The organism is Streptomyces sp. NPDC006365 (genome assembly GCF_042870755.1).
Classification (GTDB): Bacteria; Actinomycetota; Actinomycetes; order Streptomycetales; family Streptomycetaceae; genus Streptomyces; species Streptomyces xiangluensis.
Map to the genome: position 1 here is coordinate 344,320 of NZ_JBIAHS010000008.1, position 11,975 is coordinate 356,294.

13 protein-coding genes and 2 pseudogenes are annotated in these 11,975 nt (G+C 69.4%); 11 read left to right on the plus strand and 4 right to left on the minus strand.

From position 1 onward, the window contains the following. Positions 1–77 precede the first annotated feature (77 nt). Entirely contained in the window at positions 78–1,772 is a 1,695-nt protein-coding gene (locus tag ACFYO0_RS23755; RefSeq protein WP_388679274.1) for a penicillin-binding transpeptidase domain-containing protein, read from the plus strand. Between the two features lie 165 nt (positions 1,773–1,937). Here the strand turns inward: ACFYO0_RS23755 and ACFYO0_RS23760 are convergent, their stop codons facing one another. Beyond that, positions 1,938–2,288 (minus strand): SsgA family sporulation/cell division regulator, encoded by a 351-nt coding sequence (locus tag ACFYO0_RS23760; protein ID WP_388679277.1) that lies wholly within the window; start codon positions 2,286–2,288, stop codon positions 1,938–1,940. A 193-nt stretch (positions 2,289–2,481) separates the two neighbouring features. Here ACFYO0_RS23760 and ACFYO0_RS23765 point away from each other — a divergent pair, with 193 nt between their 5' ends. From ACFYO0_RS23765 to ACFYO0_RS23790, 6 genes are all read left to right on the plus strand, one after another. Beyond that, positions 2,482–3,531: an energy-coupling factor ABC transporter permease gene (locus ACFYO0_RS23765; RefSeq protein ID WP_388679280.1), complete on the plus strand. Its 1,050-nt coding sequence runs from the start codon at positions 2,482–2,484 to the stop codon at positions 3,529–3,531. A gap of 1 nt (position 3,532) precedes the next feature. Continuing rightward, complete coding sequence (cbiQ, locus tag ACFYO0_RS23770) at positions 3,533–4,294, plus strand: cobalt ECF transporter T component CbiQ (protein ID WP_388679282.1); 762 nt, start codon at positions 3,533–3,535, stop codon at positions 4,292–4,294. Continuing rightward, positions 4,282–5,040, plus strand: coding sequence for an energy-coupling factor ABC transporter ATP-binding protein (locus ACFYO0_RS23775; RefSeq protein ID WP_388679285.1), 759 nt, complete (start codon positions 4,282–4,284; stop codon positions 5,038–5,040). The genes cbiQ and ACFYO0_RS23775 overlap by 13 nt, the downstream gene beginning before the upstream one ends. Continuing rightward, on the plus strand, positions 5,037–5,492 hold the full coding sequence (locus ACFYO0_RS23780; RefSeq protein WP_388679287.1) for a MarR family winged helix-turn-helix transcriptional regulator: 456 nt from the start codon (positions 5,037–5,039) through the stop codon (positions 5,490–5,492). Before ACFYO0_RS23775 ends, ACFYO0_RS23780 begins: the two co-directional genes overlap by 4 nt. Positions 5,493–5,598: 106 nt before the next feature. After that, the gene (locus ACFYO0_RS23785; RefSeq protein WP_388679289.1) at positions 5,599–6,048 is read left to right on the plus strand and encodes an organic hydroperoxide resistance protein; all 450 of its coding nucleotides are present in this window, start codon (positions 5,599–5,601) and stop codon (positions 6,046–6,048) included. A 64-nt stretch (positions 6,049–6,112) separates the two neighbouring features. Beyond that, positions 6,113–7,279 carry a serine hydrolase domain-containing protein gene (locus ACFYO0_RS23790; protein WP_388679291.1) on the plus strand — a complete coding sequence of 389 codons (1,167 nt, stop codon included), beginning with the start codon at positions 6,113–6,115 and terminating at the stop codon, positions 7,277–7,279. Positions 7,280–7,294: 15 nt separating this feature from the next. Here ACFYO0_RS23790 and ACFYO0_RS23795 read toward each other — a convergent pair. Then, positions 7,295–7,410: pseudogene (locus ACFYO0_RS23795) on the minus strand (EamA family transporter); the annotation flags it as partial. A 298-nt stretch (positions 7,411–7,708) separates the two neighbouring features. On the opposite strand from ACFYO0_RS23795, the gene ACFYO0_RS23800 reads away from it, so the two are divergent. The 4 genes from ACFYO0_RS23800 to ACFYO0_RS23815 all read left to right on the plus strand — a co-directional run bounded on the left by ACFYO0_RS23800 (position 7,709) and on the right by ACFYO0_RS23815 (position 10,833). Then, positions 7,709–8,344: a TMEM175 family protein gene (locus ACFYO0_RS23800; protein ID WP_388679294.1), complete on the plus strand. Its 636-nt coding sequence runs from the start codon at positions 7,709–7,711 to the stop codon at positions 8,342–8,344. A 190-nt stretch (positions 8,345–8,534) separates the two neighbouring features. Beyond that, the gene (locus ACFYO0_RS23805) at positions 8,535–9,140 is read left to right on the plus strand and encodes a dihydrofolate reductase family protein (RefSeq protein WP_388679297.1); all 606 of its coding nucleotides are present in this window, start codon (positions 8,535–8,537) and stop codon (positions 9,138–9,140) included. Positions 9,141–9,259: 119 nt separating this feature from the next. Then, positions 9,260–10,021, plus strand: a complete 762-nt coding sequence (locus tag ACFYO0_RS23810) for a maleylpyruvate isomerase family mycothiol-dependent enzyme (protein WP_388679300.1) — start codon at positions 9,260–9,262, stop codon at positions 10,019–10,021. A 323-nt stretch (positions 10,022–10,344) separates the two neighbouring features. Further along, complete coding sequence (locus ACFYO0_RS23815) at positions 10,345–10,833, plus strand: nucleoside deaminase (protein ID WP_388679303.1); 489 nt, start codon at positions 10,345–10,347, stop codon at positions 10,831–10,833. Positions 10,834–10,937: 104 nt separating this feature from the next. Here ACFYO0_RS23815 and ACFYO0_RS23820 read toward each other — a convergent pair. Together ACFYO0_RS23820 and ACFYO0_RS23825 are read right to left on the minus strand one after the other, a co-directional pair. Then, positions 10,938–11,120: pseudogene (locus ACFYO0_RS23820) on the minus strand (EamA family transporter); the annotation flags it as partial. Next, positions 11,117–11,653 (minus strand): YbaK/EbsC family protein, encoded by a 537-nt coding sequence (locus tag ACFYO0_RS23825; RefSeq protein ID WP_388679305.1) that lies wholly within the window; start codon positions 11,651–11,653, stop codon positions 11,117–11,119. The gene ACFYO0_RS23825 and the pseudogene ACFYO0_RS23820, both read right to left, overlap by 4 nt. Positions 11,654–11,975: the final 322 nt, after the last annotated feature.

An 11,975-nucleotide genomic window follows, 5' to 3' on the forward strand; every position in this document is an offset into this window, starting at 1 on the left:
CCGGGACCCTAGGCTGTTGGCTTCGTTCCCTAAGTGGAACGTGGGAACACCGAGGCAACAGCGGAGGAACGGGAGCCGTGGGGAACAGGGGACGCGCCAACGAGCGCGGCAGGACGAAGCCCGCCGTCATCGGCGGGATGATCGCCGTGGTCGTCGGTGGGGCGGGGTTCGGCGTCTACACCGTGTACGGCGGTGGGGCGGCGGCCGACGACAGCGCGTCGACGGCCGCCGAACGCAAGCCGGCCGTGAAGACCGGCCCGCTGTCGGCGACCGAGGTCAAGTCGGCGGCCACAACGTTCCTCACGGCCTGGCAGAGCGGTGACGTCACGAAGGCCGCCGCCACCACGAACGACACGGCGGCGGCCCGCACGCTGCTCACCGGGTACGGCAAAGAGGCGCGCATCGAGGACGTGACGCTCACGCCCGGCACCAGATCCGGCGCGAAGATGCCGTTCTCCGTGAAGGGCACCGTCTCCTACAACGGCCGGACCAAGGCCCTCTCGTACGACTCCCAGCTCACCGTCGTCCGCCGGGCCGAGGACGGAAAGCCGCTGGTCGACTGGCAGTCCTCCGTCGTCCACCCGGATCTGGAGGACGGCGACCGACTGGTCACCGGGGAGGCCGGGACACCGCCGGTCAAGGCGCTCGACCGGGACGGCGGGGAGCTGACCGCGGCCAAGTACCCCTCCCTGGGGACGGTCCTTGACGGCCTGCGCGAGAAGTACGGCAAGAAGGCCGGCGGCAAGGCGGGCATCGAGCTGCGGGTGATCCGCAAGGGCTCCTCCGGCGATTCCGCCAAGGCGACCGAGAACGACGAGGGAACCCCCGACAAGACGCTGCTGGAACTGAGCAAGGGGACGCCCGGCACGGTCCGTACGACCCTCAACCCGAGCCTCCAGGCGACCGCCGAGGAGCAGGTGGCCAAGAAGCCCAAGGCGTCGTTGGTCATGACGAAGGCGTCGACGGGCGAGATCCTGGCCGTCGCGAACTCCGGCCGCGGTTTCAACACCGCCTTCCAGGGCTCCCTGGCACCCGGTTCCACGATGAAGATCATCTCGGCGTCGCTGCTCATCGACAAGGGGCTGGCGTCGATCGACAAGCAGCACCCGTGCCCCAAGTTCTCCACGTACGGCGGCTGGAAGTTCCAGAACGACGACAAGTTCGAGATCAAGGGCGGCACGTTCAAGGCGAGTTTCGCGCGTTCCTGCAACACGGCCTTCATCAGCCAGGCAAAGGAGCTGAGCGACGACGATCTGACGAAGCAGGCCCAGGAGGTCTTCGGGCTCGGCAAGAACGACTGGTCGATCGGGGTGTCCAGCTTCGACGGCGCGGTGCCGGTGCAGTCCGACGCCCAGATGGCGGCCTCGCTGATCGGCCAGGGCGGGGTCCGGATGAACCCGCTGAACATGGCGTCGGTCGTCGCGACGGCGAAGACGGGCACCTTCCGCCAGCCCTACCTGGTGTCTCCGGACGTCGACGACCGTACGTTGGCGAAGGCGCCCCGTTCGCTGTCCTCCTCCACGCGGGCCCAGTTGCAGGAGCTGCTGCAGTACACGGCGGCGGCGGGAACGGCGGCCGAGGCGATGGCCGGCCTCGGCCCGGACTCCGGCGCGAAGACCGGCTCCGCGGAGGTCGACGGCCAGAAGAAGCCCAACGGCTGGTTCACGGCATGGAAGGGCGACCTGGCCGCGGCGGGGGTCGTGCAGCAGGGCGGGCATGGTGGCGAAGCCGCTGGGCCGCTCGTGGCGGCGATGTTGAAGGCGGGGAGCTAGGCGCTCAGGCGCTCCGCTGGAAAGCACAGTTCGACGCTGCGGGTCCGTCGTGGCTGGTCGCGCCCACGCGGCGGAGCCGCATATCGACACAGTCCCGCGCCCCTGAAGGAAGGCCAGCGGTCTCCTTCAGGGGCGCGGTTTCGCACCGGCCTTCGGCCGGTCCGCTCAGCTCCTGCGAGCCACCGGCGCCCCCGCCATGTACGTACGCCGCAAGAAGCGGATCAAGGCCTTCACATCGAACTGCACCACCGCCACCCCCTCCGGCGAGTGGAACTCCACCACGGTCTGGACGCGGCCGCACGGCCATATGCGTATGTCACCGGACGCGGTCGGAGTGCGCAGCCCCCGTTCGAGGAGGTCGCGGGCGACAACCCATTCGTGCTGTCCGGGAAGGGTGACGTGCACCTCGGGCGGCTCGGCCTCGGGGTCGTAGCGGAGGGCTACCGGGACGGCGGGCGTTTCCTGCGCCGAGTCCGTGACGATGTGGGCGCGCGCGTACTGCTCGACGGCGGACATCGGTCGCTCCTTCGCTGGGGGTCCAGAGGCCCCTGTGAGAACCCTTTGTGTGGATTTCTATCCAATGTCGCATACTTTCCGAATTGCGCTCCTGAGCTATTGATGGACATCTCGCTCTTGCAAGCTGTTCGCAACAAGGCACTATCATCAAACGGTTAGCCAGCCGGCCGGACCCCGGAAGCGGAGCCCATCCATGCACGTGCCCGACGGATTCATCAACGCCCCCGTCTCCCTGGCCACCGGAGTCGTCGCCGCCGGAGCCGTGGCCGTCAGCCTGCGCGGCGCCCGGCGCGAACTCGACGAGCGGACCGCCCCGCTCGCGGGCCTGGTCGCCGCGTTCATCTTCGCCGTGCAGATGCTGAACTTCCCGGTCGCCGCAGGCACCAGCGGCCACCTCCTCGGCGGCGCGCTGGCCGCGATACTCGTGGGCCCCTACACCGGGGTCCTCTGCGTCTCGGTCGTCCTCCTCATGCAGGGCATCCTCTTCGCGGACGGCGGCCTCACCGCGCTCGGCGTGAACATCACGATCATGGCGGTGGTCACGACGGTCGTGGGGTACGCCGTGTTCCGCGGCCTCGTAAGACTCCTGCCCAGGAAGCGCCGCTCCATTACCGTCTCCGCGTTCATCGCCGCCGTCCTCTCCGTGCCGGCCTCCGCCGCGGCCTTCACGCTCGTCTACGCGATCGGCGGCACCACGGACGTACCCATCGGGCAGGTCCTGACCGCGATGGTCGGCGTCCACGTCCTCATCGGCATCGGCGAGGCCACGATCACCGCGCTCACGGTCGGCGCCGTCATCGCCGTACGACCGGACCTCGTGTACGGCGCCCGCGGACTGACCGCCCCGCTGAAGCTCCGCGTGAACGGCGAACTGGTCGACGCCCCGGCCGCCAAGCCCGCCCCGGTCGCCGCCCGGTCTCCCCGCAAGGTCTGGCTCGCCGGCCTCGCCGCCTCCCTCGTCCTCGCCGGCTTCGTCAGCTTCTACGCCTCCGCCAGCCCCGACGGCCTGGAGAAGGTCGCAGCCGACAAGGGCATCGACGCCAAGACCGAGGACCACGCCGCCGCCGACTCCCCGCTGGCCGACTACGGCATCGAGGGCATCACCGACTCCCGTGTCTCCGGCGGCCTCGCGGGCGTGATCGGCGTGGGCGTCACGGTGGTCGCGGGCACGGGCGTCTTCTGGGCCGTACGCAAGCGCCGTACGTCCGAGACCTCGCCCTCGTCAGTTCCCGAGAACGTCTGACATGGGCGCAGGCCACGCGCACAAGCTCTACCGGCACGGGCACTCACCCGTGCACGCCCTGCCGCCGCACACCAAGCTCGCGGCCGTCTTCGCCTTCGTGCTCGTCGTCGTGTCGACGCCGCGCGAGGCGATGTGGGCCTTCGCGCTGTACGCCGTGCTGCTCGCGACCGTCGCCCACGCGGCCCGCGTACCGGCCGGCTTCCTGCTGAAGCGGCTCCTGATCGAGGTGCCGTTCGTGACCTTCGCGGTACTGATGCCCTTCGTGGCGCAGGGCGAGCGCGTGGACGTCCTCGGGATGTCCCTGAGCGTGAACGGCTTGTGGGGCGCGTGGAACGTACTGGCCAAGGGCACCCTCGGCGTCGCCGCCTCCGTACTGCTCGCCTCGACCACCGAACTGCGCGAACTCCTCCTGGGATTGCAGCGGTTGAAGCTGCCCCCGCTTCTCGTCCAGATCGCCTCCTTCATGATCCGGTACGGCGACGTCATCGCGGACGAGATGCGGCGCATGCGCATCGCCCGCGAGTCGCGCGGCTTCGAGGCCCGGGGCGTACGGTCCTGGGGCGTCCTCGCCAAGTCGGCGGGCGCGCTGTTCATCCGGTCGTACGAGCGCGGGGAGCGAGTGCATCTCGCCATGGTGAGCCGGGGTTACGCCGGTTCCATGCCGGTCATCGACGAAGTGACCGCGTCCCGGGCGCAGTGGTCGTACGCCCTTGCCCTGCCCTTCGCCGCCCTCATCGTCTGCGTGTTGGGATGGACTCTGTGACTGCCTCTTTGGAAGTGGCCGGACTGGCCTTCGCGTACCCCGACGGCCACCAGGCGCTGTTCGGCGTCGACTTCACCATCGCGCGCCGTGAACGCGTGGCGCTGCTCGGGCCGAACGGCGCCGGGAAGACCACGCTCGTGCTGCACCTCAACGGCATCCTGACCGGCGGCACCGGCACCGTGACGGTCGCCGGGCTGCCCGTCGGCAAGGAGCACATGGCCGAGATCCGGCGGAAGGTCGGCATCGTCTTCCAGGACCCGGACGACCAGCTGTTCATGCCGACCGTGCGCGAGGACGTGGCCTTCGGACCCGCGGCGGCCGGGCTGAAGGGCCCGGAGCTGGAGGCGCGGGTCCGTACGGCGCTGGAGCGGGTCGGCATGGAGGCCTTCGCGGACCGCCCCCCGCACCACCTATCCTTCGGCCAACGGCGCCGGGTGGCGGTCGCGACCGTTCTCGCGATGGAGCCGGAGATCCTCGTACTCGACGAGCCGTCGTCCAACCTCGACCCCGCCTCGCGGCGCGAACTCGCCGACATCCTGCGCTCGTTGGACGTCACCGTCCTCATGGTCACCCACGACCTGCCGTACGCCCTCGAGCTGTGCCCCCGCTCCCTGATCCTCAGCGATGGCGCGATCGCCGCGGACGGGAAGACGGGCGAACTGCTCTCGGACGAGGAGCTGATGCGGCAGCATCGCCTGGAGCTGCCCTTCGGCTTCGATCCGCGCTCCGTAACAATGGGCGCGTGACGAACGACGAGGGCTCGCTCTCCCTGGACGACCAGTTGTGCTTCGCGCTGTACTCCGCCCACCGCGCGGTGACGGCCGCGTACCGCCCGCTGCTCGACGAACTCGGCCTCACCTACCCCCAGTACCTCGTCCTGCTGGTCCTGTGGGAGCGCGGCGAGACGCCGGTCAAGGAGCTGGCGGCCGCCCTGCGGCTCGACTACGGCACCGTGTCCCCGCTCCTGAAGCGGCTGGAGGCGGCGGGCCTGGTCCGGCGTGAGCGGTCGGCGCGGGACGAGCGGTCGGTGCTCGTCGCGGCCACGGGACGCGGGGAGGGGCTGAAGGAGCGCGCGCAGTGCGTACCGGGCGCACTGCTCAGGGCGACGGGGCTCGGCGGGCCGGAGGTCGCGCGGTTGCGCGAGGAGTTGCGGCGGCTGGCGGAGAAGGCGGAGGCCGCGGCGGACCGTACCGGCTGATCTCGCGTTACCCACGGTTTCTACCCCCTGGTAACAAGGGGCCGGCTACCGCCAAGTACCTTGTGCACGATGTATTTGTGCGCAGGCGTTCCGGGGGAGGCCAACCATGACCGAAGGCACCGCTGTTGTCGACACCCGTCCAACAAAGATCATGTACGTCGCCGAGGCCACCGCGCACGGCGGTCGTGAGGGCTACGTCACCAGCCAGGACGGCCAGATCGAGCTGAAAGTCGCGATGCCGCCCGCGCTCGGCGGCGACGGCAACGGCACGAATCCGGAGCAGCTGTTCGCGGCCGGGTTCAGCGCCTGCTTCCACAACGCGCTGGTCCTCGTCGGCCGCCGGGCCGGCTTCGACCTCACCGGCTCCACGGTCGCCGCCAAGGTCGGCATCGGGCCGAACAAGCAGCGGGGCTACGGACTCGCGGTCGCCCTCAGCGTCTCGCTGCCCGTCCTCGACCCGGACATCGCGTCGAAGCTGGTGGACGCGGCGCACGAGGTCTGCCCGTACTCGAACGCGACGCGGGGCAATATCGAGGTCACGATCCTGCTGGGCTAGGAATCGCGGGTGATGGGCGGTTGTTGCCCCCCACTGTCGGCTGTTTCTGGACGGGAGTACGGGCGTGGACGTGAACGGCACGGTGGCGGAGGGGTTCGAGCCGGTCGGGGATGCGTTCGTACGCAACTTCACGGCGCTCGGGGAGCGGGGCGCGGCGGTGGTCGTGTACCGGGACGGGCGCAAGGTCGTCGACCTGTGGGGCGGGCTGCGGGACGTGGCGGATTCCTCCGTCTGCTGGGAGCGCGGGACCGCTCAGATCGTGCGCTCGGCGACGAAGGGGGTCGCCGCGGCCGTACTCCTTCTCCTGCATCAGCGCGGGCAGTTGGACCTGGACGCGCCGGTGGCGGAGTACTGGCCCGAGTTCAAGGCCGCGGGCAAGGAGCGGGTGCTGGTGCGGCAGGTGCTGTCGCACCAGGCCGGAGTGCCGGTGCTGGACCAGCCGTTGACTCCGGCTCAGGCGCTGGATCCGCTGCGGGGCGCCGAGGCCGTGGCGCGGCAGGCCCCGGTGTGGGAGCCGGGCACCGACCACGGCTATCACGCGCTGACGTACGGCTGGCTGACCGGTGAACTGGTGCGGCGGGTGACGGGCCGGGGAATCGGGGAGTGGACCGCCGCCGAGATCGCCGCCCCGCTGGGCCTGGACCTCTGGATCGGTCTGCCGGACGGAGAGGCGGGCCGCGTGGGCCGGGTCGGCCGGCTCGAGACACCTGCGAACGCCGGAGGCATGCGTACGCGCCCCAAGCGCACGGTCTCCGAGGCATACGAGGACCCCGCCTCCCTCACCCGGCGGGCCTTCGCCGCGATCACCCCGTTCCCCGACCAGAACGACCCGGCGTACCGCGCGGCGGCGCTCCCCGCGACGAACGGCATCGCGACGGCGGACGGCCTGGCCCGCTTCTACGCCGCGCTGATCGGCGAGGTGGACGGCGTACCAAGCCTGTTCACGTCGCAGACGCTGGCAGCGGCCCGCACGGAGGAATCCACGGGCCCCGACCGAATCCTGGTGATCAACACCCGCTTCGGCCTCGGCTACATGCTCCACGGCTCGGCCTCACCCTTCCTGTCCCCCGGCTCCTTCGGCCACCCGGGCCGAGGCGGCGCCCTCGGCTTCGCCGACCCCGAGTCGGGCATCGCGCTCGGCTATGTGACGAACGGCTTCCGCAAGACGGTTACGGCGGATCCGCGGGCGCAGGCGCTGGTGCGGGCGGTGAGGGCCTCGCAGTCGTCGTAGCCGACCCGGCCAGGCTCACCCTGCGTGCAGCATCAGCCCGATACCCACGACGAGGAGGCCGCCGCCGCAACCCTCGGCGCCCCGAACCGCTCCTTGAAGAACACCGCGCCGATGGCCGCATCGACGGTGATCGGCCCCATCTACCACGCGGTGCTGAAGATCCCGAAGCGGGCACCAGGCCGAGCGGTGTGTCAGCCGCGGGTGGACCCGATCCCACGCCTGGGCTTCGGCCTTGCCGTAGTTGCCAACAAGTCACTTCAGGAGAGCCGCGCCGAATGCCACTCCAGTCCCGAGCTGGATTCCGGAGACCTGGACATTGGGTGCCGACTCTCCACGCCGTCGACCAGCTACGAAGTCCGGCGGGCGGCTCAATACGCTCAAGGGATCAATCGGAGCATTCAAGGATATTTGACCCTAGGGTGGGGGGCTATGACCGGCCACCAGCGAGTGCGGGACGACGAAGGGAGCGCCGTCCGACTCCTCGCGCTGTCGGATGGCGTGTTCGCCATCGCGATGACGCTGCTCGCGCTGGACATCACGCTGCCCTCCGGGCTGGACCCCGCCCGTTTCGAGCAAGCCCTGGGGGATGTGATGCCCAACGTGTGGGCGTATGCCCTCAGCTTTGTGGTCATCGCAGCGTTCTGGCGGGGGCACCACCAGATCTTCCGGTACGCGCGGGCGGTGGACGGGACGGTCACCAAGCTCGGGCTGCTGAGCCTGGGGCTGATCGCCATGATGCCCTTTCCCACCACTTTGCTTGCCGAGTACGGGGACCTGTCGCGGTCGGTCGCCGTGTACTCCGGCGCCGTCGCGGCCATGGGGGCCACACAACTCGCGCTGATGGTCGCCATGTGGAAGCGCCCTTGGCTGGGTAGTGCGGCATTGCCCGATCCTGTCGCGCGCAACGATGTGGCCGATCTGGCGTCGACGGTGCTGGTCTTCGCCGTCGCCGTGCCGCTCGCCTTCATCTCTCCGACGGGCGCGAAGCTGTGGTGGGCGGTGCTGATCCCCGTCAAGTTCGTGACGGGCAGGCGGGGCAAGCGCCTGCGCGCGGCCGCTGCATGAGTAGAGCTTGACTGAGCTCTCCCAGTGCATAGCGCAATCATGTAGGGCTCCCGGCCCTCCGAAGCAGTGCCGCTCCGCCGACCTGATCGGCTGCAGCGTCATGGGTTTTCTCGTTACTCCACAGCGCGGCCGATGAGTTTGTGGCTCCCGGCCGGTCCAAGCTCGTGACACCCAAGGAAAGGACACTGCCATGTCGGAGCTTCTCGTCGACTTCATCACCTCCCTCGACGGCCACGCATCGGGAGAGGGATGGCCCGGGTTCTGGGGCCTCGAGGGCCCGGAGTACCTCGCATGGCTCGGCGAGCAACCCGAGGCCACCTACCTGATGGGAGCGAACACCTACCGCCTGATGTCGGGCTTCGCCTCAGGCGAGGTCCCGAAGGGCCAAGACGAGTTCAGGCCCGAAGAAGAGGCGTCCGTCGACGAGCTCACGCAAGCGTCCAAGGTGGTGTTCTCCTCCTCACTCGAGGAGCCACTGACGTGGGCCAACTCCACGCTCGTCCGCGACGACGCCGTCGAGGCGGTCCGCGCCATGAAGTCGAGTGGCTCGGGGCTCCTCAGCACGATCGGCAGCCTCAGCCTGTGCCGGTCCCTGCTACGAGCCGGACTCGTCGACCGCTTCCGGGTCGTGATGTTCCCGGTGATCACCGGGGCCACGGGCCAAGAACGCATCTACGACGGCTATCCGGACGTTGCCCTCGAGATGATCGAGCACCGCACCTTCGACGGCCGCATCCAGCTGGTCGAGTACAAGCCCCGCGTGCTCGAGCACCCGCCGCTCGGCGTCCCTGCGTGACGTCGCCCCGTCCGCCGGTCTGGACGGCCGCCAGGCCGGCGCCGGCGGCTTCGGGTCACTGGGCCCTCACACGCGCTCTTCACTCCCCACATTCCCCACACGCGCCAGGACGCTACGAAGTGGAGGAAAGAGCCTCCCTGGCCGATTTCAGAGATCCTCATCAGCTGCACCAGTTCTGTTCGGATAGCTTGATCGGCATGGATCAGGGGCGGGTGGTTGAAGCGTTTCGTCTCGAGGCCGGGCAACTCGCGCGGGCGATGGCCGGTGTCTCGGCGGACGAGTGGCGTCTGCCGACGCGGTGTACACCGTGGACGGTGAGCGACTTGCTGGCTCATGTCCGGGTGGTGATTGCCTGGCTGCCGGGCATGCTGGCCGCACCGGCGCCAACCCATGCCGAGGTCTCGGCAGTTGAGTACTACCGGCCCGACGACCGTTTCGCTCCGGACACCAACGCGGCTCGGATCGCTCTGGCCCAAGACCATGCGGCCGAACAGCTCAGCAGTGCCGCGCTCGCCGACGACTTCGACACCACTTGGCAACAGGTGGACCGACTGTGCCGGGCCGAGCCCGAAGGGCGTGTGGTTCGCACCCGGCACGGCGATCCGATGTTCCTGTCGGAGTTCCTGCTGACGCGCGTGGTCGAGGTCGCCGTGCATGGCCTTGACCTGGCGGACGCCCTGGGGCGCGAGCCCTGGCTGACTTCCGAGGCCGCAGATCTGGTGCAAGACCTTCTGCTCGGTCCGGATGGGGCAGCGGCACTGGAGGAGCTGGGATGGGGTCAGCTTCGCTTCCTGCGCAAGGCGACGGGGCGCGAGCCGATCACCAGGGAGGAAGCATCGGACGTCAGCCGCCTGGGCATCCGATGGCTCACGCTGGGTTGAGCGTATCCAATACAACGGGAGTAAAGTCGGCCAGGTCACCCAACTCACGAAGGACGTATTGAGGCACCAGTAGGCCGCCTTCACCTTGCAGCAGCTCCATCGTGCAGTACCGCCCCCGCCTCATCAACGGCATCGCCAAGACCCGCCTCGACCTCCAACCGCCGTACCCCCAGCCATTAGAGGTCTCTGGCGGCCTTCGGAGTCAGTCCGAGCCTAGTTCGCTCCCAGAGCGCCGGTGATGCCCACGCCGGTGCACCTTCCCGGTCGCCACAGACGGACATATGCTGCGCCCGAAGATCGTGATGTGAGGAGGACCGTACGCCATGGCGACGGACGCCCAACTGCCGTACCTGCGCCGCTGTGTGGAGCTGGCAGCCGAGGCGCTGGCGAAAGGGGACGAGCCGTTCGGTTCGGTGCTGGTAGGCGCGGACGGCTCGGTGCTCGCTGAGGGTCACAACGAGGTGGCCTCCGGAGACCACACCCGGCACCCTGAGTTCGAGCTGGCCCGCTGGTCCGCCGCACACCTGACGCCCGAGCAGCGGAAGGCCGCGACCGTCTACACCTCCGGCGAACACTGCCCGATGTGCGCGGCTGCGCACGCCTGGGTTGGTCTCGGCCGCATCGTGTACGTGGCCTCTTCCGAGCAGCTCGCCACATGGCTTGGCGAGTTGGGGGTTCCGGCACCTCCAGTGCGCCCGCTGTCAGTCAACGAGGTCGCTCCCGGCGTGGTCGTTGAGGGGCCGGTCCCGGAACTGGTGACGGAGGTCCGCGACCTGCACCGCAGATTCCACGGCGCGAGGCAGCGCGACTAGCTCTGGGAACCCCAGGACGAGCACCAAGGCCACCCATGACCTGTGGGCGCATGCCCGACGCGGCCAAGCCGCCCATATCGGCTGGTTGCGCGCTCAGATCGCCTCCATCGAGGCGCGGCCGGCCCGGCCGCTGGGCGCCAAGGCACCATGACGAGCCCGATCAGCGTCCCGCCGCCGGCGATCAGTGTGAACCCGACGAGCTTGTCGGTGATCTGGTGCGCGATCGCGTTCCAGCTCGCGTGGGTGACGGCGCCGAGCAGGACGGCTGACGCGACGAGTGGAGTCACTCCGACTGCTCACGTACGTCCACCAGTGCGGCGCCCGCGTGCGCGATGAGGGTCTTCGGGTCCATGGGGAAGACGGTGTACGGAGTGCCCGCGGCGGCCCACACGATGTCGTGGTCGAGCAGCGAACGGTCCGCCAGGACACGGGTCTTGGTGCGGTGCCCGAAGGGCGGTACGCCCCCGATCGCGTACCCCGTCGTCTCCCGCACGAGATCCGCCCTGGCTCGCGTGACCTTCTCGGCGCCGAGTTCCCTCCGGACCAGCTCCAGGTCCACGCGGGACGCCCCGTCCATGAGCACGAGGACCGGCACCCCGTCCGCCGCGAAGATCAACGACTTGCAGATCTGACTCAACTCGCACCCGACCGCCGCGGCGGCCTCGGCGGCGGTACGGGTCGCGTCCGGAAAGCGGCGGATCTGCTGTGGCAGGTCATCGAGTCCCAGCTCACGCAGGGCCTCGGCGAAACGGGGATGCGCGGCGTTCTGTTCTTCAGCGGCGGTCATGCACGGCACGCTAGCGGCGCACGTACGGGGCATGCGACCGAGTTCTCCGCTTGGGGTGCGCGCCGGGCACTTCCCGCGTCAGCAGCGCGAGGCCGGTCGCCCACAAGGATGACAACCGCCAACTCGGCGGGATTTTCGACTGGTTGACGGGCATATGCTCGCCGCAAACAACCGCACACATGCGACGGCCCCCGTCCAGGACTGCAACCCCGATCGAGGGCCTGACCACCAGGAAGCAGGAGCCTTCCCGATGGATGCGCAGAACCCTAACGCGCCCTTGTGCGCCCAGGCGCGTCCGTGCACCACGCCGTCCCGGCCCGTTCCAAGGCAGTAGCGCTGCAGAACGGGTATCAAG